At 74.4% G+C, this 26,007-nt stretch carries 21 protein-coding genes; 12 read left to right on the top strand and 9 right to left on the bottom strand.

The window, feature by feature from the left end; translation table 11 throughout:
- Positions 1 to 1,179: 1,179 nt before the first annotated feature.
- Complete coding sequence (locus tag O4J56_RS25485; RefSeq protein WP_270689252.1) at positions 1,180 to 2,049, bottom strand: helix-turn-helix domain-containing protein; 870 nt, start codon at positions 2,047 to 2,049, stop codon at positions 1,180 to 1,182.
- A gap of 113 nt (positions 2,050 to 2,162) precedes the next feature.
- Between O4J56_RS25485 and O4J56_RS25480 the strand changes: the two genes are divergently transcribed.
- Positions 2,163 to 2,948, top strand: coding sequence for an NAD(P)H-dependent oxidoreductase (locus O4J56_RS25480; protein WP_270689251.1), 786 nt, complete (start codon positions 2,163 to 2,165; stop codon positions 2,946 to 2,948).
- A 50-nt stretch (positions 2,949 to 2,998) separates the two neighbouring features.
- A complete protein-coding gene (locus tag O4J56_RS25475; RefSeq protein ID WP_270689250.1) occupies positions 2,999 to 3,643 on the top strand; it encodes a suppressor of fused domain protein in 645 nt (214 codons plus the stop codon).
- Positions 3,644 to 3,779: 136 nt separating this feature from the next.
- On the opposite strand, the gene O4J56_RS25470 is transcribed toward O4J56_RS25475, so the two are convergent.
- Positions 3,780 to 4,244, bottom strand: a complete 465-nt coding sequence (locus O4J56_RS25470) for a PPOX class F420-dependent oxidoreductase (protein WP_270689249.1) — start codon at positions 4,242 to 4,244, stop codon at positions 3,780 to 3,782.
- A gap of 374 nt (positions 4,245 to 4,618) precedes the next feature.
- Between O4J56_RS25470 and O4J56_RS25465 the strand changes: the two genes are divergently transcribed.
- The 3 genes from O4J56_RS25465 (at position 4,619) to O4J56_RS25455 (ending at position 10,620) form a co-directional block, all read left to right on the top strand.
- Positions 4,619 to 7,522, top strand: coding sequence for a glycoside hydrolase family 48 protein (locus tag O4J56_RS25465; RefSeq protein ID WP_270689248.1), 2,904 nt, complete (start codon positions 4,619 to 4,621; stop codon positions 7,520 to 7,522).
- Positions 7,523 to 7,556: 34 nt separating this feature from the next.
- Complete coding sequence (locus tag O4J56_RS25460; RefSeq protein WP_270689247.1) at positions 7,557 to 8,753, top strand: glycoside hydrolase family 5 protein; 1,197 nt, start codon at positions 7,557 to 7,559, stop codon at positions 8,751 to 8,753.
- A 112-nt stretch (positions 8,754 to 8,865) separates the two neighbouring features.
- Complete coding sequence (locus O4J56_RS25455; protein ID WP_270689246.1) at positions 8,866 to 10,620, top strand: glycoside hydrolase family 6 protein; 1,755 nt, start codon at positions 8,866 to 8,868, stop codon at positions 10,618 to 10,620.
- A gap of 58 nt (positions 10,621 to 10,678) precedes the next feature.
- Here O4J56_RS25455 and O4J56_RS25450 read toward each other — a convergent pair whose 3' ends face one another.
- Genes O4J56_RS25450 through O4J56_RS25430 form a run of 5 tightly spaced genes read right to left on the bottom strand, consistent with a single transcriptional unit; the run spans position 10,679 to position 16,973 of the window.
- Positions 10,679 to 11,587, bottom strand: a complete 909-nt coding sequence (locus O4J56_RS25450) for an aldose 1-epimerase family protein (protein WP_270689244.1) — start codon at positions 11,585 to 11,587, stop codon at positions 10,679 to 10,681.
- A 31-nt stretch (positions 11,588 to 11,618) separates the two neighbouring features.
- Positions 11,619 to 13,946: a glycoside hydrolase family 3 N-terminal domain-containing protein gene (locus O4J56_RS25445; protein ID WP_270689243.1), complete on the bottom strand. Its 2,328-nt coding sequence runs from the start codon at positions 13,944 to 13,946 to the stop codon at positions 11,619 to 11,621.
- A 35-nt stretch (positions 13,947 to 13,981) separates the two neighbouring features.
- Entirely contained in the window at positions 13,982 to 14,806 is an 825-nt protein-coding gene (locus tag O4J56_RS25440) for a carbohydrate ABC transporter permease (protein ID WP_270689241.1), read from the bottom strand.
- Complete coding sequence (locus O4J56_RS25435; RefSeq protein WP_270689253.1) at positions 14,806 to 15,651, bottom strand: carbohydrate ABC transporter permease; 846 nt, start codon at positions 15,649 to 15,651, stop codon at positions 14,806 to 14,808. The genes O4J56_RS25440 and O4J56_RS25435 overlap by 1 nt, the downstream gene beginning before the upstream one ends.
- Positions 15,652 to 15,671: 20 nt before the next feature.
- Complete coding sequence (locus O4J56_RS25430; RefSeq protein ID WP_270689240.1) at positions 15,672 to 16,973, bottom strand: extracellular solute-binding protein; 1,302 nt, start codon at positions 16,971 to 16,973, stop codon at positions 15,672 to 15,674.
- Positions 16,974 to 17,188: 215 nt separating this feature from the next.
- On the opposite strand from O4J56_RS25430, the gene O4J56_RS25425 reads away from it, so the two are divergent.
- From O4J56_RS25425 to O4J56_RS25410, 4 genes are all read left to right on the top strand, one after another.
- The gene (locus O4J56_RS25425) at positions 17,189 to 18,235 is read left to right on the top strand and encodes a substrate-binding domain-containing protein (protein WP_270689239.1); all 1,047 of its coding nucleotides are present in this window, start codon (positions 17,189 to 17,191) and stop codon (positions 18,233 to 18,235) included.
- A gap of 169 nt (positions 18,236 to 18,404) precedes the next feature.
- The gene (locus O4J56_RS25420) at positions 18,405 to 19,277 is read left to right on the top strand and encodes an NmrA family NAD(P)-binding protein (protein ID WP_270689238.1); all 873 of its coding nucleotides are present in this window, start codon (positions 18,405 to 18,407) and stop codon (positions 19,275 to 19,277) included.
- Between the two features lie 69 nt (positions 19,278 to 19,346).
- The gene (locus O4J56_RS25415; protein ID WP_270689237.1) at positions 19,347 to 19,670 is read left to right on the top strand and encodes an ArsR/SmtB family transcription factor; all 324 of its coding nucleotides are present in this window, start codon (positions 19,347 to 19,349) and stop codon (positions 19,668 to 19,670) included.
- Positions 19,667 to 20,581 carry an SRPBCC family protein gene (locus O4J56_RS25410; RefSeq protein ID WP_270689236.1) on the top strand — a complete coding sequence of 305 codons (915 nt, stop codon included), beginning with the start codon at positions 19,667 to 19,669 and terminating at the stop codon, positions 20,579 to 20,581. The genes O4J56_RS25415 and O4J56_RS25410 overlap by 4 nt, the downstream gene beginning before the upstream one ends.
- 116 nt (positions 20,582 to 20,697) lie before the next feature.
- Here O4J56_RS25410 and O4J56_RS25405 read toward each other — a convergent pair whose 3' ends face one another.
- Positions 20,698 to 21,513, bottom strand: coding sequence for a helix-turn-helix domain-containing protein (locus O4J56_RS25405; RefSeq protein ID WP_270689235.1), 816 nt, complete (start codon positions 21,511 to 21,513; stop codon positions 20,698 to 20,700).
- A gap of 131 nt (positions 21,514 to 21,644) precedes the next feature.
- Between O4J56_RS25405 and O4J56_RS25400 the strand changes: the two genes are divergently transcribed.
- Together O4J56_RS25400 and O4J56_RS25395 are read left to right on the top strand one after the other, a co-directional pair.
- Positions 21,645 to 22,070 (top strand): hypothetical protein, encoded by a 426-nt coding sequence (locus tag O4J56_RS25400; RefSeq protein WP_270689234.1) that lies wholly within the window; start codon positions 21,645 to 21,647, stop codon positions 22,068 to 22,070.
- 23 nt (positions 22,071 to 22,093) lie between these two features.
- Positions 22,094 to 22,729 (top strand): hypothetical protein, encoded by a 636-nt coding sequence (locus O4J56_RS25395; RefSeq protein WP_270689233.1) that lies wholly within the window; start codon positions 22,094 to 22,096, stop codon positions 22,727 to 22,729.
- A gap of 5 nt (positions 22,730 to 22,734) precedes the next feature.
- Here the strand turns inward: O4J56_RS25395 and O4J56_RS25390 are convergent, their stop codons facing one another.
- On the bottom strand, positions 22,735 to 24,219 hold the full coding sequence (locus O4J56_RS25390; RefSeq protein ID WP_270689232.1) for an MFS transporter: 1,485 nt from the start codon (positions 24,217 to 24,219) through the stop codon (positions 22,735 to 22,737).
- Between the two features lie 118 nt (positions 24,220 to 24,337).
- On the opposite strand from O4J56_RS25390, the gene O4J56_RS25385 reads away from it, so the two are divergent.
- Positions 24,338 to 25,048, top strand: a complete 711-nt coding sequence (locus O4J56_RS25385; protein WP_270689231.1) for an AfsR/SARP family transcriptional regulator — start codon at positions 24,338 to 24,340, stop codon at positions 25,046 to 25,048.
- Positions 25,049 to 26,007: the final 959 nt, after the last annotated feature.

Genomic DNA, 26,007 nt, shown 5'->3' with positions numbered 1-26,007 from the left:
CGCACGGCCCGCGAGCAACAAGCACTCTCCTTGGCCGCTTGACATAGAAGCGTCATCGCGGAGGGGGCCTCCCGGGCGGGGCAAACCAGGCATACCGGACATCGGCAGGGGGGTTCGGGCATCCTGCGTCGTGGAATCGACGCTTTTTGGCTGATCAGGCGTCGGTTTTACGACCCAGGATGGCCCCGGGGTGCCCGAGGCGCCCGGATCGGGGGTTCCGGGTCGGCCGCTACCGCCCCGGTGACCGGTTCGCCCGGTTCCCAGGGGCCCGGGGCGCCTCCCGCGCCCTGTTCGACGGCCGGACCGGCCTTGCGGGCGGTGCGGGGGTGCGGTCATCGCGACACCAGAACGGGATTCGGCCCCAGAGGGCCCCTAAACGGCGCACCGGAGCCGTTTGCCGGGGCCGGTGTCACCGGGTGTAGTCGATATCGGCCCCTCGTGGACCCCGGGTGTATGGCCGAGGGGTCCGGGCGGTCTCGTCGCTGCACCGGGCGGGGATCCCGGCAGGTCGAACGGGTATGAACCGGGCATTCTGTTCTCGAATCCTGTTCTGGTATCGCCGTGTTCGTCGCCGCGGGGACTTGGCGGGTGTCGCGGAGCGCGCTTCCCGCCCCTCCCCGCCCTTAACGCGGAGTGTTTGCCCAGGTCATAGCCGTGCCGGGGTTCACGGTGCGGGCCCGACGACCGCCACGGGCGCGGAAGAGCGCGAACCCCGCCCACCGCCCCGCCCACCCGGACCAGCCGGGGCCCGCCGGACGGCCGGGGCGGCCGGGGAACCGCCCGGCTCGATCCGTCGCCGCCCTCCACGGCGACCATGCACACGCGCCGCGCCCGACAACGCTGCGGTGCGGGCCGCCCACCTGTCCTCGTCGCTGCCATTGCGACCTTGCACTCCAGTGGCCCGCCGCCCGGCTTGGGCCCTTGAGTGGGGTACCTGCTCAGCCGCCGTCTACCCGGACCGCGAGTGGCCGGAAGGACGGCAGGCAGGGTCCGGGGAACCGCCCGGCTCTCTCCGTCGCCGCCCATCAACGGTGGCCACGCACACGCGCTGCGCCCGACAACGCTGCGGTGCGGGCCGCCGACCTTCGTCGTCGCTGCCATTGCGACCTTGCACTCCGGCGGCCTTCCGCCCGGCTGGGGCCCTTGAGTGGGGTACCTGCTGGGCCGGACGACGCCGGTTCAGGTGGCGGTGCTCTCTGACAGGCGTGCCAGTGCCTCCGCCTCCGGGCTTCCCTCCTCGGCGCTGAACACGTGCACGACCAGGCCGGTCACCCCCGGCTCGGCCGGGACGTGCAGGGTCTCGTAGTCGAGCACCAGGTCCCCCGCGTCGGGGTGGTACAGCCGCTTGCTCCCGGCGCCGCAGGACACCACCACACCGCTGTCCCAGATGCGCCGGAAGTCGGCGCTGAGCGAGAACAGGTCGGTGACCAGCGCGGCCAGCGCGTCGTCGTCGGGAAAGCGCCCGACCGAGTCCCGCAGCAGCCCCACCGCCTCGGCCGCCCGCGGCTCCCACTCCGGGTACACCCGCCGCGCGGCCGGGTCCAGGAAGAGGAACCGGGCGTTGTTCCGGTCGCGCCGATCCGGGTCGTCGAGCCCGCCCAGGAGTTCGGAGCCGAGGCGGTTCCACGCCACGACGTCCAGGCGGTGGTCGGTCACGAACGCCGGGAACCCGTCGGCCGCGGCCAGCAGGCGCCGAAGCTGGGGGCTGGGCGCCATCTCGGGGGCGCCGCCGGTTCGCGTCCCGGCGAGTGTGTACAGGTGCCGCCGCTCGGCGGCGTCCAACCCCAGCGCGCGGGAGAGCGCGCCGAGCACCTCCACCGAGGGCTGCACGGCGCGTCCCTGTTCGAGCCGCACCAGGTAGTCCACGCTGATCCCGGCGAGCTGGGCCAGCTCCTCCCGGCGCAGCCCGTGGACCCTGCGGCGGGGGCCTGCCGACAGCCCGACGTCGTCCGGGGCCACGCGCCCCCGGCGCGCGCGGAGGAAGGCGCCCAGGGCCCGCTCCGGGGCGCGGACGCCGCCGATGCCGTCAACACCGTCAACCGTCTGCATGCCCTCCAGTATGCGGGGCTGCGCGAGGGTGGTCCCCGGGGTACCAGGAACGCGGGTCCTTCGGACGCACAGGGTTCTGGCTGCCCGGCGGCGGCCGCGCGAGCGTAGGGGCCATGGCCGAAGCGAATACTGCAGTGGACAGCGGTAAGAACGTTCTCATCGTCTCCGCGCACCCCGATCCCCGCTCCCTCACCGCCTCCCTGACCTCCTTCGCCGAAAGGGAGTTGAAGGCGGCCGGACACCGGGTCCGCGTGTCCGACCTGTACGCGATGAAGTGGAAGGCCGGCCTGGACGCCGACGACTTCCCCGAACTGGGCGGGGAGCGCCTGCTGGTACAGGACGTCCAGGGCCGGGCCGACCGTGCGGGGGGCCTGGCCGCGGACATCGCGCAGGAGCAGGAGAAGGTCCGCTGGGCGGACGCGGTGATCCTCCAGTTCCCCTTGTGGTGGTTCTCCGTCCCGGCGGTGATGAAGGGGTGGATCGACCGGGTCTTCACTTACGGATGGGCCTACGGCGCCGACAACCCGCCGCCCTACACCCAGGGGGCGCTGTCGGGCCGCAGGGCGCTGCTGTCGGTCATGGTCGGCGCGCGCGAGGGCGCGTTCTCCGACCGGGGGATCCACGGGCGCCTGTCGGACGTGCTCTACCCGGTCCAGCACGGGCTGTTCTGGTTCACGGGCATGTCGCCCCTGGAGCCGTTCGCCCACTTCGACAGCAACGACCTGTCCGAGGAGGAGGGGGAGAGGGCCCAGCGCGCCTACGCCGAGCGCCTCAAGGGGCTGTTCACCGACGACCCCGTCCCCTTCCGGCGGCTGGACGAGGACTACGACCACGACATGCGGCTGCTGCCGGGCCGCGAGGCGCCGGGCGCGAAGGGGATGGACCTGCACGTCCGCTGAATGCGCCGGAGACCGGGAACCGGCACCGGCCCGGGCGCGTCGGTGCCGGCATGAGCGATGGCAACGCGCCCGGATGGGACGCGATCGACGGGGCACTCCAGCGGATCTACGAGAAGCCCACCCAGTGGCACCTGGGGACGAAGCACCCGTGGTCCCTGGGCGGGCCCGACCCGCTGGACGGGATCAGCTTCTACCCGCGTACCGACCCCGTGCCGCACTGGCACGTGATCGGTTACGGGATGAGCGAGCTGTACGAGAAGGAGTCGGAGAACCCCGAGGTCTCCGGGTGGGGCTTCGAGTTCACCTTCCGCCTGGCGCGCACCCCCGGGCAGGAGGAGTCGCCGCCGCGGTGGCCCGCCGTGCTGCTGCAGAGCCTGGGGCGGTACGTGTTCGACTCCGGCAACGTGTTCGCCCCCGGGCACACGATGGGCGTCGGAGGGGCGCTGGGCGGGGACGACAGCGGGTCGCAGATCACCGCGATCACGTTCACCGAGGACCCGGAGATGGGGACGATCGCCACGCCGAACGGGCGGGTGTCCTTCCTCCAGGCCGTGGGGCTGACCCGTGACGAGTACGAGGCCGCGAAGGGCGGCCGGGCCCCGGAGCTGATGCGCGCCCTGGCGCCGTGGATGCCGCTGGGGGTGACCGACATCGGGCGCGGGTCGCTCCTGCACCGGCTGCCGGGGGCACCTTAGAGCCCGCGCGGGCAGCCGGGCGGACCGTAGCGGGACCGGCCCCGCCGACTCCGCCGCCGACCTGCGCCGTTGATCTCGGGGAATGCGCCCCTAAAAGCGGCCCGGAAGCGTCGTTTCTCCCGAGATCAACGCCGGGTCAGTCCTGGACGAGGCGTGCGGGGAAGCCGCCGGTGGCGACCGGGCCCCACCGCTCGGGGGTGATGCGGATCAGGGACTTGCCCTGGCGGAGCATGGCCTCCCGGTACTCATCCCAGTCGGGGTGCTCGCCGGAGATGGAGCGGAAGTACTCGACGAGCGGCTCGACGGCCTCGGGGACGTCCAGGACCTCCGCGGAGCCGTCGACCTGGACCCAGGGGCCGTCCCAGTCGTCGCTCAGGACGACGGCCGAGGCGCGGGGCGTGCGCCGGACGTTGGCGGCCTTGGCGCGGTCGGGGTAGGTGGACACGGCGATCCGGCCCGAGGCGTCCACGCCGCAGGCGACGGGGGAGGCCTGCGGGGTCCCGTCGGAGCGGTGGGTGATGAGCAGGGCGCGGTTGCGGGGCCGGATGAATTCGAGGAGTCCGGCCAGGTCGACGCGTGTGCTGGTGGCGATGCTCGGCATGCCGCGATCCTAGCGGCGGAATACCCCGTGTCCCCGGATCCGGCCACCCTCCCTCTGGTGGCCGGATCCGGCCACCGGAGGGAGGGTGGCCGCTGAACTCCGGCGGGACCGGCGTGCGGCACGGGATTCGTGGTAGGCGCTTTCCGTAGCGGGCGAGAGGGGGTTCCCAGAGGCGGGCGGGCTGCCTACCGTTCTCGGTGTGGGAGCGCTCCCAAGCGGTGGCGCCGCCGCTTGGGAGCTCCCCTCGGCAGTGCCGCCGTCCCTGATCCGACGCCCGCTCTCCGCCCCTCCCGCTCCTTCCCGCGCGCCCGTGCCGGCGTCCCCCCGCAGCGCCCCGCGCCGGGATGGGGAGCATCCCCTGGAGGTATCCCCCCATGAGCCCCCGGCACCGACCCCTCCGCCTGCTCGCGGGCGTGCTGACCGCCGCGCTCGCCGCGGTGCTCGCGCCCGCCGCCCCCGCCCACGCCGCCGCCTCCTGCTCGGTCGACTACCAGGTCGCCGACGAGTGGGGCGGCGGCTTCACCGCCGCCGTCACCGTGGTCAACGGCGACGAGCCGGTCTCCGGCTGGTCGCTCGGCTGGACCTTCCCCGACGGCCAGCAGATCACCAACGGCTGGAACGGTGGGTTCTCCCAGGACGGGGCCGACGTCACCGTCACGCACCCGGGCTGGAACCCCGACCTGGACCCCGGCGAGGCCGCCTCGTTCGGATTCCAGGCCTCCCTGTCCGGCGCCAACGGCGCCCCCACCGGATTCACCCTCAACGGCACCCCCTGCGGCGACGAGGGCGGCAACACCGCGCCCGAGGTCGCGCTGACCGCCCCCGAGGACGGCGCCGTCCTGCTCGCCGAGGACCCGATCGCGCTGGCCGCCGAGGCCTCTGACGCCGACGGGGAGGTCGAGCGCGTCGTCTTCCAGGCGGACGGCACCGAGATCGCCTCCGACGACACCGCCCCCTACACCGCGGACTGGTCCGGCGCCGAGCCGGGCCGGTACTCCCTGACCGCGACCGCCGTCGACGACCAGGGGGCGGCGACCACCTCCGCCCCGGTGGCGGTGCAGGTGCTGGGCGAGCCCGCGATCACCGCGCGCCCCTCGGCGGTCAGCGTCCGCCAGGGCGGGACCTCCTCCTTCACCCTCGAACTGTCCACCCCGCCCGAGGACGCCGTGCAGGTGGAGGTGGCGCGCACCGGCGGCAGCGAGGACATCACCGTCGCCGACGGCGCCTCCCTGGCCTTTGGGCCCGACGACTGGGACGAGCCGCGGGAGGTGGTGGTCGCCTCCGCGGACAACGGCGGCGAGCCGGCGTCGGCGGTGCTCACCGCGTCGGCCGAGGGGTACGGCTCCGCCGAGGTCGAGGTCACCGAGATCGATGCCTCGGCCTCCGCCTACGACGAGGCGTTCCTGGAGCAGTACGACAAGATCAAGGACCCGGCCAGCGGCTACTTCCGCGAGTTCGACGGGCTGCTGGTGCCCTACCACTCGGTGGAGACCCTCATCGTCGAGGCGCCGGACCACGGGCACGCCACCACCTCCGAGGCGTTCAGCTACTACCTGTGGCTGGAGGCCTCCTACGGCAGGGTGACCGGGGACTGGCAGCCCTTCACCGACGCGTGGGCGTCGCTGGAGGAGCACATCATCCCGGGCACCCGGGACCAGCCCACCAACGGCTCCTACGACCCGTCCTCGCCGGCGACCTACAGCCCCGAGCACGACGAGCCCCAGGGGTACCCGTCCGCGCTGGACCAGAGCGTTCCCACGGGCGAGGACCCGCTGGCCGAGGAGCTGAGCGGCACCTACGGCACCGACGAGGTCTACGGCATGCACTGGCTGCTCGACGTGGACAACACCTACGGCTACGGGTTCTGCGGCGACGGCTCCGACGACGCCCCCGCCTACATCAACACCTTCCAGCGCGGGTCCCAGGAGTCGGTGTGGGAGACCGTCCCGCACCCCTCGTGCGAGACCTACGCCCACGGCGGCGAGAACGGGTTCCTCGACCTGTTCACCGACGACCAGCAGTACTCGCAGCAGTGGCGCTACACCAACGCCCCCGACGCCGACGCCCGCGCGGTCCAGGTGGCCCACCTGGCGCAGACGTGGGCCGAGGAGCAGGGCAACGCCGGCGCCGTGGCCGAGGTGGTCGACGACGCCGCCCGCATGGGCGACTACCTGCGCTACGCCATGTACGACAAGTACTTCAAGCGGATCGGCGACTGCGCCGGGGAGCACGAGTGCCCCGGCGGGCAGGGCAAGAACAGCGCCCACTACCTGATGTCCTGGTACTACGCCTGGGGCGGCGCCGATGAGAGCGCCCAGTACCCGTGGGCGTGGCGGATCGGCGGCAGCTCGGCCCACCAGGGCTACCAGAACCCCGTGGCGGCCTACGCCCTGTCGGAGACCGAGGAGCTCACCCCCGAGTCGCCGACGGCGGCGGAGGACTGGGCCACCAGCATGGACCGCCAGCTGGAGTTCGTGCAGTGGCTCCAGTCGGCCGAGGGCGGCATCGCCGGAGGCGCCACCAACAGCTGGGCCGGGCGGTACGCCGAGCCGCCCGAGGACGCGGCCACGTTCTACGGCATGTACTACGACTGGCAGCCGGTCTGGCACGACCCGCCGTCCAACAACTGGTTCGGCTTCCAGGTGTGGAACATGGAGCGGATCGCCCAGCTCTACAGCACCACCGGCGACGAGCGCGCCGGGGCGATCCTGGACGCCTGGGTGCCCTGGGTGCTGGAGAACACCGAGATCGGCGCCGGCGGGGAGTTCGCGGTCCCGTCCGACCTGGAGTGGTCCGGCAGCCCCGACGACTGGACCGGTTCGCCGACCGGCAACCCGGACCTGCACGTGGAGGTCACCGCGCACGGACAGGACGTCGGTGTGGCCGCCGCGCTGGCCAAGACGCTGATGCACTACTCCGCAGGGTCGGGCGACACCGCCGCGCGCACCGCCGCCGAGGGGCTGCTCGACGCCCTGCTGGAGCACCGGGACGACCTGGGCATCGCCGTGGAGGAGACCCGGGCCGACTACGCGCGCTTCGACGACGAGGTGTACATCCCGCAGGGCTGGTCGGGCGAGATGGCCAACGGCGACCCGGTCGAGCCCGGGTCCACCTTCGCCTCGATCCGCTCCTTCTACCGCGACGACCCGCAGTGGCCGAAGGTCGAGGCCTACCTGGAGGACCCGGACGGGCCCGCCCCCGCCTTCACCTACCACCGGTTCTGGTCCCAGACCGAGATCGCCACGGCCTTCGCCGTGCACGACGAGCTGTTCGGCTGACGGCGGCGACCGGAAAGGAAGAGGAGGAGACCCCATGCGACGCCGACTGACGGCACTCGCCGTCGCCGCCGTCCTCGCCGCGGTCCCGGCCGCCCCCTCCGCGGGGGCGGCCCCCGCCCAGGCGGCCCCGGCCCCGGCGGGCCCCGGCGAAGGCCCCTGGAGCGCCGAGGGCGCCCAGCTCGTGGACGCCTCCGGCGACCCGGTCCGGATGACCGGTGTCAACTGGTTCGGCTCGGAGACCGAGACCTACGCCCCGCACGGGCTCTGGGCCCGGAACCTGGAGGACATGGTCGCCCAGATGGCCGGGCTGGGCTTCAACACCATCCGCCTGCCCTACTCCAACGAGGCGCTGGACCCGGGCGCCGAGCCCACCGGGATCGACTTCAACCTCAACCCCGACCTGGAGGGCCTGACCGGACTGGAGATCATCGACCGCGTCGTGGAGGAGGCGGACGCGCACGGCATGCGGGTCGTGCTCGACCGGCACCGCCCCGCGGCCGACTCCCAGTCGCCGCTCTGGTACACGCCCGAGCGGCCGGAGAGCGAGTGGATCGACGACTGGACGATGCTCGCCGAGCGGTACGCGGGCGACCCCACCGTCATCGGCGCCGACCTGCACAACGAGCCGCACTCCACCGCCGACGGGCAAGGGGCGTGCTGGGGGTGCGGCGACCCGGAGCGCGACTGGCGCCTGGCCGCCGAACGCGCCGGCGACGCCATTCTGGAGGCCAACCCGGACTGGCTGGTCATCGTCGAGGGCGTGGACTGCGTCCCCGGCACCCCGGCGCCCGAGTGCGGCTGGTGGGGCGGCAACCTCTCCGGCACCCGGGAGCACCCGGTGCGCCTGAGCGACCCGGGCAAGCTCGTCTACTCGGCGCACGAGTACGCCACCTCGGTCGCCCACCAGGACTGGTTCGACGACCCCGCCTTCCCGGACAACATGCCCGGGCTGTGGGACGCCTTCTTCGGGCACATCGAGCACGAGCGGACCGCCCCGCTGCTGCTCGGCGAGTTCGGCACCACCCTGCAGGACCCGCGCGACCGGGTCTGGCTGGGCGAGCTCATGTCCTACCTCGGCGAGGGGCCCACCGGGATCGACTTCACCTACTGGTCGTGGAACCCCAATTCCGGGGACACCGGCGGCATCCTCCGGGACGACTGGACCACCGTCGACCAGGACAAGTACGCCTACCTGGAGCCCTACCTGCTGCCGCCCGGCGGCGGGGCCTGAGCCCCGCGCGCCCGACGAACCCCGGTCCGGCGGCACCCCGCGCCCCGGTCCGGCGGGACCGGCGCCCGGCCCTGGGCGCCGGTCCCAGCACCCCATCCCCTGAGGAGGATCGATGAGAGCACACACCCACCGCCGCCACCGGCGGTGGCCGGGACGGGCCGCGGCCGGCGCCTCGGCGCTCGCCCTGGGCGCGGCCGTGTTCGCCGTGGGCTCGCCGGCGCAGGCCGCGGCGGGCTGCGCGGTGGACTACACGGTGGCCAACGACTGGGGCTCCGGTTTCACCGCCCAGGTGTCGGTGACCAACCTGGGCGACCCCCTGGACGCCTGGACGCTGGAGTGGGACTTCGCCGGGGACCAGCAGGTCACCAACGGCTGGAACGGCGACTTCTCCCAGGACGGCGCGCACGTGGAGGTGACGGGGACGGCGCACAACGCCACCCTGGCCACCGACGCCACCGCGCAGTTCGGGTTCAACGGGAACTACAGCGGCGACAACGCGGTGCCCGGGACCTTCACGCTGAACGGGGTGGAGTGCGACGGGACCGGCGGCACGGACCCCGACCCCGATCCGGACCCCGATCCCGACCCCCAGCCGGGTGAGCGCGTCGACAACCCCTTCGCCGGGGCCGACATGTACGTCAACCCGGTGTGGTCGGAGAACGCCGCCTCCGAGCCCGGCGGAGATGCCGTGGCCGACGAGTCCACCGCCTTCTGGATGGACCGCATCGGCGCCATCGAGGGCAACGACAGCCCCACCACCGGGGACATGGGCCTGCGCGACCACCTGGACGAGGCCCTGGCGCAGAGCTCCGGTGACCGGCCGATGGTGATCCAGACCGTCATCTACAACCTGCCCGGCCGGGACTGCGCCGCGCTGGCCTCCAACGGCGAGCTCGGCCCCGAGGAGATCGACCGGTACAAGCAGGAGTACATCGACCCGATCGCCGAGATCCTCTCCGACGAGAAGTACGCCGACCTGCGCATCGTCGCCACCATCGAGCCCGACTCGCTGCCGAACCTGGTCACCAACGTGGGCAGCGGCGAGGGCGCGACCGAGGCGTGCAACACCATGCTCGAGAACGGCAACTACGTGGAGGGCGTGGCCTACGCCCTGGACACGCTGGGCGACATCCCCAACGTCTACAACTACGTCGACGCCGGGCACCACGGTTGGATCGGCTGGGACACCAACCTCGGACCGGCGATGGACCTGTTCTACGAGACGGCGTCCTCCCACGGCGCCTCGCCGGACGACGTGCACGGGTTCGTCACCAACACCGCCAACTACTCGGCGCTGACCGAGCCGCACTTCGACGTGGGCGACACGGTCGGCGGCCAGCAGATCCGCCAGTCGGACTGGATCGACTGGAACCAGTACGCCGATGAGCTGACCTTCGCCCAGGGGCTGCGCGACCAGGCGGTCTCCGCCGGGTTCAGCGCCGACACCGGGATGCTGATCGACACCTCCCGCAGCGGGTGGGGCGGCCCGGACCGGCCTTCGGCCCCCAGCTCCTCGACCGACGTGAACACCTTCGTCGAGGAGAGCCGCGTCGACCGCAGGATCCACGTCGGCAACTGGTGCAACCAGGCCGGCGCGGGGCTGGGCCACCGGCCCACCGCCGCGCCCGAGCCCGGGATCGACGCCTATGTGTGGGTGAAGCCGCCCGGCGAGTCGGACGGCTCCAGCGAGGAGATCCCCAACGACGAGGGCAAGGGCTTCGACCGGATGTGCGACCCCACCTATGAGGGGAACCCGCGCAACGGCAACAACCCCTCCGGCGCCCTGCCGGACGCCCCGCTGGCGGGCCACTGGTTCTCCGCGCAGTTCCAGGAGCTGCTGGCCAACGCCCACCCGTCGGTGGGCTGACAGGAACCGCCGCGCCCCCGCCAGCCCTTCCCCCCTCCGGCGGGGGCGCGGTGACGCCTCAGTCCCCGCCCACGGCGGCGACGGTCATCGCCATGGACAGCCGTTCCCCCGGCTCCAGCACGGCGAGGCCGTCGCCGCTGTTGAACGCGTCCGGCGCGCAGGTCATGGGCTCGATGGCGACGGAGCGCCGGTGGTCCGGCCCGTCCGGCAGGGCGAGCGTGTAGACCTGCACCCACCCGCACCCGGCCGACCAGCCCACCCGCACCCCGCGCCCGTCGGGGCCGGTCAGCACGGCGGCCGGGGCCGGGTCCGCCGCGGCCCCGGTGAAGGCGTGGTCGATCACGGCGCCGCCGATCGGGCGGGGGGCGGTGAAGTCGAGCCCGAGGTCGGCGGCGGGCTTGCGGCCGGTGGGGATCAGCCGCTCGTCGACGGTGAGCACCTCCGGGCAGGGCAGGTGCAGGGTCCAGTCGTCGCACACGCCGCCCCCGGCGGTGAAGTAGGGGTGGGCGGACAGCCCGGCCGGGGCCGGTCCGCGCCCGGCGTTGGCGGCGGTGAGGGTGAGGGTGAGCCCGTCCGGCCCGAGGGTGTAGCGGGCGCGCAGCTCCAGGGTGAACGGGTAGCCGGGGCGCGGCCAGAGGGTCTCGGCGAGGGTGAGGGCGTCCTCCGCGCGCTCCTCCACCCGCCAGCGGCTCCACAGGGCGAGGCCGTGCAGGGCGGTACCGCGCTCCGGCTCGTCGACCGGCAGGGCGTGGTCCTCGCCGCCGAACCGGTAGCGGGCACCGGCGATGCGGTTGGGCCAGGGGGCGAGGACGGCGCCGGCGTAGCGGGGGAAGGGGACGGTCTGCGACCGGTCGAACAGCAGGTCGCGGCCGCCGTGCCGGACGCCGCGCAGGGCGGCGCCGAGCTCGGACACGACGGCCTCGTACGGGCCTGCGGTCAGCCGGTGGTGCGGGATGTCGAGGGGCATGGCGGGGAGCGTACCCCGCGCGGCCCGCCGCTCACCGGGGCGGGTCGGCCTCGGCGGGGGTGGTCAGCACGCGGGCGCCGTCCAGGGGGCGCACCCCTCCGGTGACGGTGAAGCGGGCGCGCAGCGGCAGGTCCTCGCTGGAGCCCCCGGCGGACAGGGTGAACGCGCCCGGCTCCACGATCCGGCGGCCGTCGCGGCCGGTGAAGGAGGTGCGGTCGGCGTGCAGCCGGAACCGGACCCGGCGGGACGCCCCGGCGGGGACCGCCACCCGCAGGTAGCCGACCAGCTCCCGCTCGGGCCGGGTGACCTGGGCCGTCTCGTCGGACAGGTAGAGCTGCACCACCTCGTCGCCGTCGCGCCCGCCGGTGTTGCGGACCGTCACCGACGCCTCCAGGCCGCCGTCGGCGGGGATCTCCTCGCTGCTCAGCTCCAGGCCGGTGTAGGCGAAGGAGGTGTAGGACAGGCCGTGCCCGAACGGGTAGAGCGGCGAGGGGTCGATGTTGGAGATGCCCTCGCTGGCCCGCCCCAGCGGCGGCACCAGGTAGGGGGCGGGCTGGCCGCCGGGGTGGCGGGGGATGCCGATGGGGAGCCGCCCGCCGGGGGTGACGCGCCCGGACAGCACCCCGGCGATCGCCGCCGCGCCCTCCTCGCCGGGCAGGAACGCCTGGACCAGGGCGGCGCAGCGGTCGGCGTAGGCGCCCAGGGCGTAGGGGCGTCCGGACACGCAGACCAGCACCACCGGTGTGCCCGTGCCCAGCACCGCCTCCACCAGCTCGCCCTGGATGCCGGGCAGCGCCAGGTCGGCCGCGTCGCACCCCTCGCCGGAGGTGCCGGTCCCGAACAGCCCGGCCAGGTCGCCCACGGCGACGACGCAGACGTCGGCGCGGGCGGCGGCCTCCACCGCCTCCGGGATGCCGGAGCGGTCCTCGTCGCGGACGGGCACGCCGTGGGCCTGCTCCACCTCGGCGCCGGGGAACTCGGCGCGCACCGCGTCGGCCAGGGGGTCGACCCGCACGCCGGTGCCGCGGTCGGTGTACCGGGACAGCACGTGGTTGGGGAAGGAGTAGCAGCCCAGGAAGGTGCGCGGTTCGGCGGCGCAGGGGCCCACCACGGCGATCCGGCCCCCGTCGGACGGGGCGAGCGGCAGCGCGTCCCGGTTCTCCAGCAGGACCACCGAGGCCTCGGCGACCTCCCGGGCCAGTGCGCGGTTGGCGGCCGAGTCCAGGTCGGTGTCGTCGCCGTCCGCCTCGGGGACCGGCGGGGCGTCGGCCTCCAGCAGCCCCAGTCCGGCCTTCTGCCGCAGCACCCGGCGCAGGGCGCGGTCCACCAGGCGCTCGGGGAGCTCCCCGTTGGCGACCGCCTCGGCGAGCCGGGGGTAGGCGTCGCCCTCGGGCAGTTCGACGTCGATCCCGGCGCGCAGGGCCAGGGCCCCGGACGCGGCCCGGTCGGCGGTGACGCGGTGGGTGATGTCGAGGAAGGGGATGGACCAGTAGTCGGAGACGACCGTCCCGGTGAAGCCCCACCGGTCCCGCAGCACGCCGGTGAGCAGCTCCTCGTCGGCGGCGGCGGGCAGGCCGTCGATGTCGCTGTAGGAGTTCATCACCGAGCGGGCGCCGCCCTCGCGCACGGCCGTCTCGAACGGGGGGAGGATGACGTCGGCGAACTCGCGCGGCCCGACCGGGACGGGGGCGTGGTTGCGCCCGGCGCGGGAGGCGGAGTACCCGGCGAAGTGCTTGAGGGTGGCGACGATGCCGTTCTCCTCCAGCCCGCGCACGTAGGCGGTGCCGATGGTGCCCACCAGGTAGGGGTCCTCGCCCATGGTCTCCTCCACGCGGCCCCAGCGCGGGTCGCGGGCCACGTCCATGAGCGGGGCCAGGCCCTGGTGCACCCCGAGCGCGCGCATGTCGCGGGCGATCGCCGCGGCCATCCGGTGGACCAGGCCCGGGTCGAAGGCGGCGGCCCAGGCCAGGGGGGTGGGGTAGACGGTGGCGCCGTAGGCGGTGACCCCGGTCAGGCACTCCTCGTGGGCGATGGCGGCGATGCCGGGGCGGGTGCCGCCGGTCAGCCGCTTCTGCAGGGCGGCCAGGCGGGCGCGGCCCTCGCGCACGGAGACCGGGGCGCTGCCGAAGACCCGGGTCAGGTGCCCCAGGCCGTGCTCGGAGGCCTCCTCGTAGCCGACGTGCCCCTGCTGGAAGGCGTGCTCCATGGGGGCGACGCCGCCGTCCCCCTCCTGCGGCCCCTCCCGCTCCTCCGGGCGCGGCCAGTAGGAGGAGAGCTGGGCCAGCTTCTCCTGCACGGTCATGGAGGCGACCAGCGCCTCGACCCGCTCCTCGGCGGTGGGCGGGGTGTGCTCGGGCATGCTTCTCCTTCGTCGGAGCGGGGATCGGGGGCGGGTCAGCGGCCGAAGCCGGCGGTCAGCCCGGCGACGAGCTGGCGGCGGGCGACGGCGTAGACGGCGGCCACGGGCAGGACGGACAGCACGACGGCGGCCAGCAGGCCGGGCACGTCGACCCCGAAGGCGCCCTCGAACGCCCACAGGGTCATCGGCAGCACCCGGGTGCTCTCGCTCTGCGTGAGGACCAGCGGGAACAGGAAGCCGTTCCACACCTGGAGCGCGTCGTAGACCCCCACCGTGATGAGGGCGGGGCGGGTCAGCGGCAGCGCCAGGCTCCAGAGGATCCGCCACTCCCCGGCGCCGTCCACGCGCATCGAGGCGAACAGGTCCTCGGGCACGTCGCGCAGGAAGTTGACCAGGATGAGCACGGTCAGCGGGATGGCGAAGGCGATCGAGGGCAGGACGAGCGCGGCCAGGGTGTCGTAGAGGCCGAGCTGCACGATCAGGTAGTAGACGGGGACGATGGTCGCCTGGATGGGGATGGCGATGCCCAGCAGCACCGTCTGGAACACCCTGCGGGCGAACCGGGTGCGGCCGCGCACCACCACGTAGGCGGCCATCAGCGACACGGCCAGGGTCCCGGCCACCGCGCCGGCCGTGACGACCACGCTGTTGGCGAAGTAGCCGAGGAAGCCGGCGTCCAGCACGCGGCCGTAGGCGGCCAGGGTCGGGTCGGACGGCGGGACCAGCGGGTTGGCCTCGTAGTAGTCGGCCTGCGTGCGCAGGCTGGTGACGACGATGTAGTAGACGGGCAGCACCGTGACGGCCAGCCAGAGCCAGCCGCCCAGGGCGCCGGGGACGTTGGGTCGGGTCCGCGCGGCCATCACGCCCCCTCCTGCCGGCTCTCCATGCGGTGGGCGCCGGAGAGCCGGTTGAGTCCGAGCGCCAGGGCGAGGCCGACGGCGACCAGCACCACGCCGACCGCGCTCGCCTGGCCCATGTCGTAGGAGCGGAACCCGGTCAGGTACATGTCCAGCGGCAGGATGCGGGTGGCGCCGCCGGGCCCGCCCGCGGTCAGCACGAACACCAGGTCGAAGTAGGTCAGGGAGCCGACGAGCATCAGCGTTGAGGAGGTCACGATCGTGTACTTGAGCTGGGGCAGGGTGATGTGCAGGAACTGGGCCAGCGGGCCGGCGCCGTCGATCCGCGCCGCCTCGTAGAGGGAGGCGGGGATCTGCCGGACCCCGCCCTGGTAGAGCAGGGCGTGGAAGGGGATGAAGGACCATCCCACGACGAACACGACCACGCCCAGGGCCAGGTCGGGGTCGCCCAGCCAGTCGCGGGCCAGCAGCGGCAGGTCCAGGGCGGAGCCGAAGCCGAAGTTCGGGTCGAGCAGGCCCTTGAAGGTGAGGGCGACCGCGGCCGAGCTGAACAGCAGCGGCAGGAAGTACAGCACCGCCAGCACCTCGCGGTGGCGGGTTCGCGATGCGGTGTACACCCCCAGCAGCAGGCTGACGGGCGCCTGGAAGAGGAAGCCGAACACGGTCAGCTTGACCGTCAGCCAGACCGCGTTGCGGGTCACCGGGTCCGCCGCGGCGTTCACCCAGTTGTCCGCGCCCGCCCAGCCCGGCGCGCCCAGGCCGTCCCAGGACATGAAGGAGAGGACGACCACCCCGGCGAGCGGGACCAGCGCGAACACTCCGAAGAGCACCAGCGCCGGGGCGGCCATCCAGGGGGTGGGGCCGCCCCTCACAGTGTGCTGTCCATGGCCGCGCCGAACTCCTCGGGCGTCAGCTCGCCCAGGAAGAGCAGGTCGAGGTTGGAGAGCAGCTCCTGGGCCTGGTCGGGCGGGAGCGCCTGGTCCCAGGAGAGCTGGAAGTGCTCGGCGTCGCGCACCATGCCGTAGGTGAACTCCAGGTGGTCCGGGTCGTCCTGCTCGGCGATCTGCTCCTCCAGGCCGGTGACCGGCGGCACGGCGCCCAGGTCCAGCAGGGACTGCACGTTCTCCTCGCCGTAGACCTGGTCGTTGATGTAGTCGATCGCGGTCTGCCGGTCCTCCTCGGAGGCGTCGGAGGAGACCGACCAGAAGTTGGCGGGGTTGCCGACGATGTTCGACGGGTCGCCGGAGCCGTCCTCGACCACGGGGAACGTCGTGTAGCCCAGGCCGTCGTCCACGAACTCGGGGGCGTCCTCGATCATGTTCGGGTAGACCCAGCTGCCCTGCAGCAGCATCCCGGCCTTGCCGGTGTGCAGCAGGGCGGTGTCGGCGCCGGAGTCGGCGTCCACCGAGGCGTAGTTGTCGCCGAAGGCGCCCGCCTCGACCAGGTCGGAGATGGCGGTGGCGGCCTCGATGACCGCCGGGTCGGACCAGGCGCCCTCCTCTCCGTCGAGGATGCGCTGGAACGCCTCGGGGCCGCCGACGCGGTCGGTGAGGTACTGGATCCACATCAGCTCGGGCCACACGCTCTGCCCGGCCAGGGCGATGGGCACGACGTCCTCGTCCTGCAGGGCGTCGACGGCCTCCATCATGTCCTCGAAGGTCTCCGGCGGCTCGACGCCGGCGTCGGCCAGGACCTGCTCGTTGTAGTAGAGCACGACCGGCTGGGCCTGGTTGTTGGGCACGGCGTAGACCTTGCCGTCGATCTCGCCGTTGGCGGCCACCGAGGGCAGGAGCTTCCCGGTGACGGTGTCGACCTGCCCGGACAGGTCCTCGACCTGGCCGGCGGCGGCGTAGTCGGCGAGGGTGCCGCCGGACCAGTTGAACACCAGGGTCGGGGCGTTGCCCGCGCCGACGGCGGTGCGGATCTTCTCCTTGTAGGCGTCGTTGGCGAACCACTCGACGGAGATCTGTCGGTCCGGGTTGGCCTCGTTCCAGGAGTCGAAGGAGGTCCGGAAGGCCTCCTCCGATCCGCCGGTGAGGGCCCAGGCGGTGGCGCCGGCCCCGCCGGGGGAGTCGCCGCCTCCGCCGAAGCCGCCGCATCCGGCGGCCGCGGCCAGGGTGAGGACGGCCGACGCGGCCGTCAGGGTGCGTCCCACACTGCTCGGTGCCATGGGGGTCCCGTCCCTTCCGCCGGGCCCGAGGGGGTGCGGACCGCGGCAGATCGCGCGAAATATTTTCGTAGTATTTCCGGCAGTTTTCGTGAGTGGCCTCACAGTAGAAACGGGGTATGTCGGTGTCAACGCCCCGCAGGGGTCTCGATTTCGACGCGAAACAGCGAAAAAGTTTCGGTATAGGGTGGCCGGAAACGACGGACGGGAGGCGGGCGGTGGAGGGTGCGAGGCCGACTCTGGACGCGGTGGCCGCCGCGGCCGGGGTCTCCAAGGCGACGGTGTCCAAGGTGCTCAACGGGCGGCCCGGGGTGGGCGAGCGGACCCGGGTGCGGGTGCGCGAGGTCGTCCGGGACCTGGACTACGCGCCCAGCACGGGGCCGCGCGACCCCGACCCGGCGCCCGCGGTGCACGTCGTCTTCGACACCATGGTCAGCCTGTACGCGCTCCAGGTGCTGGACGGGCTGCTGGCGGCCGGACGGGAGCTGGACGCCGAGGTGGTGACCAGCGCGCTGGCCTCCGCCGAGGCCGCCGGGCCGGTGCCGCTGGGGGTGGACCTGATCGAGCGGCTGGCGGCGCGGCGGCGGTCCGGGCTGGTGGTGGTCACCTCGCGGCTGGCCCCGGAGGAGGTCGCCGCCTGCCGCCGGCGGGGCCTGGGGCTGGTCGTGGTCGACCCGATCAACCCCCTGGACGAGGACGTCGTCAGCGTCGGCGCCACCAACTGGGCCGGGGGCGTGCAGGCCACCGAGCACCTGCTGGCCCTGGGGCACCGGAGGATCGCGCACGCGGGCGGCCCCGCCGGGTCGGTGCCCGCGCGCGAGCGGCTGCACGGCTTCCGCGAGGCGCTGGAGTCGGCGGGGGCGCCCCCGGGGCCGGTGCTGGCGGCCCCGGCGGACCCGCCGGCGTTCACCGTGGAGGCGGGCCGCGCGATGGCCGCCCGGATGCTGGACTCCGCCGACCCGCCCACGGCGGTCTTCGCGGCCAGCGACGCGGTCGCCGTGGGCGTGCTGCAGGAGGCCCGCGCCCGGGGCCTGTCGGTGCCCGGCGACCTGAGTGTGGTCGGCTTCGACGACACCCACGGGGCGATGTGGACCGACCCGCCGCTGACCTCCGTGCGGCAGCCGCTGCACGAGATGGGCCGGGTGGCGATGCGCACGGTCCTGCAGCTGTCCCGGGGGCAGAGCCCGGACTCCCACCACGTGCAGCTGGCGACCCGCCTGGTGGTGCGCGGGTCGACGGCGCCGCCCCGGGTAACGGGTCGATAACTTCGCCGCAGGGCGCCCGACCTGGGGGGAAGCGGGTCGGGCGCCTGTCGGTGTGTTCAGTGTTCGTGCAGGTCGGAGCGGTATGCGAACAACCTGTTCGGGTTTTCCGGGCCGCCGGGGGCCGGGATAGGAAGGGGGTTCCCACAAGGCGGATTCCGAGGAGGCGGAGATGACCGTGCTGGTGACCGGTGCGACGGGCCACGTCGGCCGACTGGTGGTGCGCGGGCTGCTCGGGGCGGGGGTCCCGGTGCGGGCGCTCACCCGGGGGGACGGGGCCGGCCTTCCGGCCGGGGTGGAGGTCGCCCGGGGCGACCTCCGGCGGCCGGACGGCCTCGCCGACGCCCTGCGCGGCGTCGAGCGCATGGACCTGTTCCCGGTGGCCGAGACGGCCGAGGAGGTGGTCGGGCGCGCGGTGGAGGCGGGGGTGCGGCGCATCGCCGTGCTCTCGTCGGGGGCGGTGACCGCGGGCTTCGACACCGACTTCCACCTGCCGGTCGAGCGGGCCGTCGAGCGGTCGGGGGTCGAGTGGACGCACGTGCGGCCGGGCGAGTTCGCCCTGAACAGGCTGTGGCTGTGGGGGCCGTCCGTGCGGAAGGAGGGGGTGGTGCGCGACCCGGAGCCCGACGCGGCGTGGAACCCCGTGCACGAGGCGGACATCGCCGACGTGGCCGTCGCCGCGCTCACCGGGGACGGCCACGCGGGGAAGGCCTACACCTTCGGAGGGCCGCACATGGTCAGCCGCCGGGAGCAGGTCGAGGCCATCGCCCGGGCGGTCGGACGGCCGGTCCGCTTCGAGCGGGTCAGCCCCGAGCGGGCCCGGGAGTACTACCGCGCCCAAGGAGGCTTCGCGGCCGAGAACGCGGACATGCTGCTCGGGTTCACCGACTACGGGGGAGGCGAGGCGGACCCGAAGGAGTGGGCGCAGGAGGCGGAGCGGGCGGTTCGGGCGATGGGTGAGCCGGAGACGGCCGAGCAGGCGACGGGGCGCCCCGCCCGCACCTTCGAGCAGTGGGCGCGCGACCACGCCGACGACTTCCGCTGAGCGTCCGGCGCCCCCGCTTCCTGCGTATATGTCCTTGGCTTTATATAACCAGCGCGGTATATTGACGTCATGTCCCTCCCGTTCACCGCGCTGGCCGACCCGACGCGGCGCCGCATCCTCGACCTGCTGCGCCGCCGCCCCCACCTCGCCGGGGAGATCGGCGAGGCCCTGGGGCTCAGCCAGCCCGGCGCCTCCAAGCACCTGCGGGTGCTGCGCGAGGCCGGGCTGGTCCGGGTGCGGCGGGAGGCCCAGCGCCGGTGGTACGAGCTGGACCCCGCGCCGCTCGCCGAGATGGACGCGTGGCTGGCCCCGTACCGGCGCATGTGGCGGGAGAGCCTGGACGCGCTGGAGCGCCACCTCGACGAGGGGCGCGGACCCGAGGAGGAGCCATGACCGCGGACGAACTGACGACCGTCGACGGCCGCCCGGCCCTGCGCATGGAGCGGCGCCTGGCCCACCCCGTCGAGGAGGTGTGGCGGGCGGTCACCGAGCCCGAGCGGCTGAGCCGCTGGTACCCGTTCGCGGTGGTCGCCCTGGACCTGCGCGTCGGAGGGGCGATGCGCTTCGACGACGGTGAGGGGACCGTCATGGACGGGACGGTCGTCGAGCTGGACCCGCCCCGGCGCTTCGCCTTCAGCGAGCACGCGCCGGAGGAGATGCACCGGGAGAGCGACGACCTGGTCCGCATCGACCTGGAGCCGGACGGCGACGGGTGCCTGCTGGTGTTCACCCACGTCTTCGACGACCGGCCGGGCGCGGGGAGCTACGCCGTCGGCTGGGACCTGTGCCTGCGGATGCTGGGCGCGGTGCTGGACGGGGAGGAGCCGGACTGGCCGACGCCGCCGCAGGGGGCGCTGGAGGAGCGCATCGACGCCCTGGGTCTGGGCGCGGGCCGCGTGGAGGACGGGCCGGATGGGCCGGTGCTGACCGTGGAGCGCCAGCTGTCCCGGCCGGCGGAGGAGGTGTGGGCCGAGGTCGTCGGGGACGCGGCCGGGAACGCTGCCGGGGACGGTGCCGGGGACGGTGTGCCGGAAGGGCTCCTCGTCCCCGGGGTGGCGGCGTCCGGCCGCACCGAGGCCAAGCCGCCGGAGCTGTTCGAGTACGCGTGGAGCGCCGACGGCGCCGACGGTACCGCCGCCGGGCGGGTGCGGTGGGAGCTGTCGGCGGGGACCGGGCACGGGGCGCGCCTGGTGGTGACCCAGACCGGCCGCGCGGCCGACCGCGACCGCCTGGAGGCCGCCCTTCCGGCCTGGGAGCGGCGGATCCGCGAGGTCGGCCGCCGGGTCTCGGGCCTGGAGGGGTGAGTCGGAGCCGGCGCCCCCGCGTCGTTGATCTCGGGGAATGCGCCCCTAAGAGCGGCCCGGTAGCGTCGTTCCTCCCGAGACGAACGTGGGGCGCACCCGCCTAGCCGCACGGGTTCTCAGTCCCCCGACCCCGCGAGGGCCCGCAGCAGCTTGGCCGTCGCGGGGTCGGCGGGGTAGAAGGTCTCCACCGCGATCTCGTCCAGCGTGACGTCGCGCGCCGCCCCGAACACCGTGGTGGTGTACAGCAGCGCCAGGTCGCCGTGGTCGGTGGCCACGCGCATGGGGACCGCGATGTCGTCGAGGTGCCCGGGGGCGGTCGCCTCCGGGGCGCCGTCCGCGGCGGAGGCGCCCGCCGGGGCGGGGTAGGCGCTCAGCTCCGCCAGCAGGTCGGCCAGGCCGGGGGCGGCGGTGCGGTCGAGCTGGCGGCGCACCCGCCGCAGCACGTGCGCCCGCCACTGGGCCAGGTTGCGGATGCGCGGGGCGAGGCCGCGGGGGTGCAGCGTCGCGCGCAGCATGTTGAGCCGCGGCTCGGCCACGTCCGGCGGCACGTCCGCCAGGAACGCCGCCATCATTGGGTTGGCCGCCAGCAGGTCCCAGTGCACGTTCACCGCCACCGCCGGGTTCGGGACCTGGCCGTCGAGCACCGAGCGCACCGCGTCGGCGGCCGCGCCCAGGTCGGTGAAGGGGCGCTCGGCGTGCGCCGGGGCGAACCCGGCCGCCAGGTGCAGCGCGTTGCGTTCGCGCAGCGGCACCTCCAGCTCCTCGCACAGCCGCTCGACCATCTCCGGGCTCGGGGCCGAACGCCCCGTCTCCAGGCAGCTCAGGTGGCGGGTGGACACGTCGGCGGCGAGCGCCACGTCCATCTGCGTCCGCCGCCGGTGCGTGCGCCAGCGCCGAAGGAGCTCCCCGAACGGTTCAGTGGTGGCCGTCATGCGCCGAGCCTCGCGCATTACCGTCGGCGCGGCAATGACCTGAGAGGTCATCGACGGGCCGCGCCGGGCGGTCCAGGCTCTCCGGTGACGGCGGCGCCACAGGGCGCCGCGCCGACGGGGAGGAGCAGGCGATGACCGACGGGGGAACGGCGGACGGAGGACGGGCGCCGGACACGGCCGCGGCCGTCGAGCGCTACCTGGAGTTCTGGAGCGCGGAGACGACCGAGCGGCGGCGCGCGCTGGCACCGCGGGTGTTCACCGGGGACGTGGGCTACCGCTCGCCGGTGGGCGCGATGGACGGGACCGAGGCGCTGGTCGACTTCGGTGCGCGCTTCAACGAGCACATGGGCGCCGTGGCCTACGCCGCCCGCAGGGAGCCCGAGCACCACAACGGCCGTGTGCGGCTGCTGTGGGAGATCCGGCTGCCGGACGGGACCTCGTTCGCCGAGGGCACCGACGTGCTGACGGTGGCGCCGGACGGGCGCGTGGAGTCGGTGACGGCGTTCCTGGACCGGGAACCGGAGGGCTTCGGGGACGGCGGAGACGGCCACCACTGACCGCAGGACCACAGGAGGACGGCATGTTCCTGATCGAGATCGCGCACCCCGAGGGGGCGCTGTCGGACGAGGACCGCAGGACGGTCGCGGCGGAGATCGTCGCGGGGCTGGTCGGTGCCGGAGAGGAGGAGGCGGCCGAGGAGACCATGCGGTGGGCCCGCCGCATGACGCACGTCGCGTTCCGCGGGCTCGGCGGCTGGACGACCGGCGACGGGCCGGTCGCCGAGGAGGCGCCGCCGCCGGTGTGGGTGACCGTCACCCTCCCGGAGCAGTGGCGGGAGGAGTCGGCACGGCACTGCATGGGCTGGATCCGCCGCGCCGTCCGCAAGGTGGACGAGGCGCACGGGTGGGAGCGGACCGGCGGCGACCTGTGGATCAACGTGGTCGGGGTGGCCGACGGCTGCATCGGCCTGAACGGGAGGCCCGCCACGGGGGAGTCGGTGGTGGAGTACATGACCGCGGACTTCCGCGCCGCTTTCGAGGACGGCCGGGTCACCCTCCCCGAGGGGAGGCTGCTCGACCCCGAGTGCGGCATGCAGGTGGCGAACGGCCCGCGCGCGATGACCCTTGAGCACGACGGGGTCCTCTACGGATTCTGTGCCGAGGGGTGCCGGACCGCGTTCGCCAAGCGCCACGGCATCGAGGTCCCGGCGGCCTGAGGTGCTCACGGGTGGGCCCCGACGCGGCGCAGCGCCACCGCGGACGCCGCGGCCAGGGACAGCACCAGCGCCGCACCGGTCCACCCCGCCGCGTTCATCCCCGCCATGAACGCCTCCTCGGCCCGTTCCGGTACGCCACCAGGGGTGCCGTCGGCCGCGGCGGCCAGATCGGAGAGGCTGTGGGCCCCGGGGCCCGTCCGGGCGCTGTAGACGGCGGCGGAGAGGCTGCCCATCAGGGCGATCCCCGCCGCCAGCCCCAGCTCCTGGACGGTCTCCGACCGCGCCGCGGCCGACCCGGCCCGCTCCGGCGGTGCGGCGCCGACGACCAGGTCGGTCCCGAGCGCCGCGATCGCCCCCAGACCCAGGTAGACAAGGGTGAACGCGGCGACCACCGGTACCGGGCCGCCGCCGGGCGCGGCCGTGCCGAGCAGGATGTAGCCCGTCGAGGACAGCGCGAGCACCCCGGAGACCACGAAGCCCGGGCGGATCCACCGGGTGAGCACCGGCGCCGTGGTGGAGGAGAGCACCATCGCCAGCGCGGGCGGGCCGAACCACAACCCCGCCTCCATCGGCGGCAGCCCTTCGATGAGCTGCAGGTGGCGCGTGGTCAGCAGCATGGTGCCGCCCACGCCCACCAGCCCGGCCAGCATCATCCCCAGGGCCGTGCTGAAGGCGCGGTTGCGGAACAGGGCCACGTCCAGGAGCGGGTCGGTGAGGCGGCGCTGGCGGCGCACGAACACGGCGGTGAAGACCGCGCCGGCCGCGGCGGCGGCGGGTACCGTCGCGTCCGGTCCCTCCGCGGCGGCGTGCTTGACCGCGTAGACGACCGGCAGGACGGCGGCGAGGGACAGGGCGACGCTGGCGGGGTCGAGGCGGCCCGCGTGCGGGTCCCGGTACTCGGGCAGCAGCAGCGGGGCCAGGGCGAGCATCGCCCCGATGACCGGGACGGCGAGCAGGAACGCCGCGCCCCACCAGAAGTACTCCAGCAGGACGCCGCCGACCAGCGGACCGGCGGCCATGCCCTCGGCGAAGAACGTCGCCCACAGCCCGATCGCCAGCGCGCGCTGGCGCGGGTCGGTGAACAAGGTGCTGATCAGCGCCAAGGTGGAGGGCATGAGGGTGGCCCCGGCGACGCCGAGGGCGGCGCGGGCGGCGATCAGCGTCTCGGGGGTGGGGGCGTAGGCGGCCGGGACGGAGGCGGCCACGAACGCCGCGCCGCCGATCATCAGCAGCCGCCGCCGGCCGATGCGGTCGCCGAGCGTGCCCATGGTGACGAGGAATCCGGCGATCATGAAGCCGTAGGCGTCCACGATCCACAGCTCCTGGGCGGCGCTGGGGCGCAGGTCCGCGGCCAGCGAGGGCAGGGCCAGGTGGAGCACGGTCAGGTCCAGCCCCAGCAGGACCGTGGGCAGGGCGAGCACGGCCAGGCCCGCCCACGCGGCGGGTCCGGCCCGTCCGGTGCGTGCAGGGGCGGCGGTGGTTCGGAGCACGGGGATCCCTTCGTCGGCGCAGGTCGGTGACGGAGCACCACGCTCGAAGAGAGCGCGCACGCCCCACGCACACCCCACGCACGGGGGAGCTGATGCGTCGGCTCAGTAGGTTGGAGGCATGCGATTCGGGGTGCTCGGGCCGCTGGCGGTCCATGGGAACGACGGCGGGCCGGTCGCCGTCCCCGAAGGGAAGGTCCGGGCCCTGCTGGCCGACCTGCTCGTGCACGGCGGGCGTCCCGTCCCCGCCGACCGGCTCGTGGAGGATCTGTGGCCGAAGGACCCTCCGGGCCGTCCCCTCAACACGCTGCAGACCAAGGTCTCCCAGCTCAGGAAGTTCGTCGGCGCCGACCGGGTGGTGTTGTCGCCGGCCGGGTACCGGCTCCGCGTCGAGGAGGGCGAGGTCGACGCGGACCGATTCGAGCGCGCCGCCGCGGCCGGATCGCCGGGGGCGCTCGCCGAGGGCCTGGGGCTGTGGCGCGGCCCGGCCTACGCCGAGTTCGCCGAGGCGCCCTTCGCCCGGGCCGAGGCCGCCCGGCTGGAGGAGCTGCGGCTGACGGCGGTGGAGGAGCTGGCCGCGGCGCGGGCGGAGTCCGGTGGCGCGGCGGCGATGGCCGGCGAGCTGGGGGAGCTCGCCCGAGCGCACCCGCTGCGGGAGCGGCTGCACGGCCTGTACATGCTGGCGCTGTACCAGGCGGGACGGCAGGGCGAGGCCCTGGAGGCCTACGAAGGGCTCCGGCGCAGGCTCCGGGAGGAGCTGGGCGTCGACCCCGGCCCAGAGGCCGCCGGGGTGCACGCGCGCCTGCTGCACGGTCGGGTCCCGGCGGCCTGAGCGATGCGTCGGGACGGTCCTCGGGGACAGGCGGCGGCTGGGCTGGTTCCCCGCTCGCGGGCCCCTGCCGGGCGGCGGGCTGGTGGGGTGTGAGGTAGAAGGCAGCGACGAGGAAAAGGTCGGCGGCCCCTTCGGCAGCGCTGTCGGGTGTGGCGCGTGCGGGTGGTCGCCGTGGATGGCGGCGACGGAGACAGCGGGGCGGTTCCCGGGCCCTGTCTGCCTTCCGTCCGGCTGCTCGTGGTCCGGGTGCGCGGGCGGCTGAGCTGGTGCCCCGCTCCGGGCCTCGGCCGTCCGCCAGGCCGGCGGAGTGCCAGGCAGGGGCGGCGACGAGCAAGGGTCGGCGGCCCCCGGCAGCGCTGTCGGCCGCGGCGCGTGCGGATGGTCGCCGTGGAGGGCGGCGACGACGAAGGTGGGCGGCCCGTGCGGCAGCGCTGTCGGCCACGGCGCGTGCGGGTGGTCACCGGAGAGGGCAGCGACGGCAAGAGCTCGGCGGTTCCCGGGCCCTGCCTGCCGTCCGGCGGGTTCCTCACGGTCCGGGTGGGTGGGGCGGCTGGGGTGGTACCCCGCTCACGGACACCAGCCGAGCGGCAGACCGCCGGAGTGCGAGCAGAATGGCGGCGACGAAGAGAGGCCGGGGGCCCGTGCGGTAGCGCTGTCGGCCGCGGCGCGTGCGGGTGGTCACCGGAGTAGGCGGCGACGGAGCGAGCAGGGCGGTTCCCGGGCCCTGCCTGCCGTCCGCCGGGTCGCTCGCGGTCCAGGTGAGCAGGCGGCCCAGCAGGTACCCCGCTTCCGCGCCTCGGCCGGGCGGCGGACCGCCGGAGTGTGGAGTGGAGGGCGGCGACGGAGTGAGCGGGGCGGTTCACCGGCCCTGCCTGCCGTCCGTCCGGCTATTGGTGGTCCGGGTGGGCGGCTGGGCTGGTACCCCGCTCCGGGCCCCGGCCGTCCGTCAGGTCGGCGGA

It is taken from the genome of Nocardiopsis endophytica, assembly GCF_027706725.1.
In the GTDB taxonomy this organism is placed as follows: domain Bacteria; phylum Actinomycetota; class Actinomycetes; order Streptosporangiales; family Streptosporangiaceae; genus Nocardiopsis_A; species Nocardiopsis_A endophytica.
Note: the sequence above shows the minus strand (reverse complement) of the source record. Positions and strands in the feature narration are given on the sequence as shown.

Bases quoted from the DNA above. Each gene is read 5' to 3' on its own strand.
- O4J56_RS25420 (WP_270689238.1), top strand. From the start codon at position 18,405: ATGACCGTGCTGGTGACCGGTGCGACGGGCCACGTCGGCCGACTGGTG.
- O4J56_RS25455 (WP_270689246.1), top strand. From the start codon at position 8,866: ATGAGAGCACACACCCACCGCCGCCACCGGCGGTGGCCGGGACGGGCC.
- O4J56_RS25395 (WP_270689233.1), top strand. From the start codon at position 22,094: ATGTTCCTGATCGAGATCGCGCACCCCGAGGGGGCGCTGTCGGACGAG.
- O4J56_RS25475 (WP_270689250.1), top strand. From the start codon at position 2,999: ATGAGCGATGGCAACGCGCCCGGATGGGACGCGATCGACGGGGCACTC.
- O4J56_RS25405 (WP_270689235.1), bottom strand. From the start codon at position 21,513: ATGACGGCCACCACTGAACCGTTCGGGGAGCTCCTTCGGCGCTGGCGC.
- O4J56_RS25460 (WP_270689247.1), top strand. From the start codon at position 7,557: ATGCGACGCCGACTGACGGCACTCGCCGTCGCCGCCGTCCTCGCCGCG.
- O4J56_RS25385 (WP_270689231.1), top strand. From the start codon at position 24,338: ATGCGATTCGGGGTGCTCGGGCCGCTGGCGGTCCATGGGAACGACGGC.
- O4J56_RS25480 (WP_270689251.1), top strand. From the start codon at position 2,163: ATGGCCGAAGCGAATACTGCAGTGGACAGCGGTAAGAACGTTCTCATC.
- O4J56_RS25415 (WP_270689237.1), top strand. From the start codon at position 19,347: ATGTCCCTCCCGTTCACCGCGCTGGCCGACCCGACGCGGCGCCGCATC.
- O4J56_RS25440 (WP_270689241.1), bottom strand. From the start codon at position 14,806: ATGGCCGCGCGGACCCGACCCAACGTCCCCGGCGCCCTGGGCGGCTGG.
- O4J56_RS25430 (WP_270689240.1), bottom strand. From the start codon at position 16,973: ATGGCACCGAGCAGTGTGGGACGCACCCTGACGGCCGCGTCGGCCGTC.
- O4J56_RS25410 (WP_270689236.1), top strand. From the start codon at position 19,667: ATGACCGCGGACGAACTGACGACCGTCGACGGCCGCCCGGCCCTGCGC.
- O4J56_RS25450 (WP_270689244.1), bottom strand. From the start codon at position 11,587: ATGCCCCTCGACATCCCGCACCACCGGCTGACCGCAGGCCCGTACGAG.
- O4J56_RS25470 (WP_270689249.1), bottom strand. From the start codon at position 4,244: ATGCCGAGCATCGCCACCAGCACACGCGTCGACCTGGCCGGACTCCTC.
- O4J56_RS25400 (WP_270689234.1), top strand. From the start codon at position 21,645: ATGACCGACGGGGGAACGGCGGACGGAGGACGGGCGCCGGACACGGCC.
- O4J56_RS25435 (WP_270689253.1), bottom strand. From the start codon at position 15,651: ATGGCCGCCCCGGCGCTGGTGCTCTTCGGAGTGTTCGCGCTGGTCCCG.
- O4J56_RS25465 (WP_270689248.1), top strand. From the start codon at position 4,619: ATGAGCCCCCGGCACCGACCCCTCCGCCTGCTCGCGGGCGTGCTGACC.
- O4J56_RS25485 (WP_270689252.1), bottom strand. From the start codon at position 2,049: ATGCAGACGGTTGACGGTGTTGACGGCATCGGCGGCGTCCGCGCCCCG.
- O4J56_RS25445 (WP_270689243.1), bottom strand. From the start codon at position 13,946: ATGCCCGAGCACACCCCGCCCACCGCCGAGGAGCGGGTCGAGGCGCTG.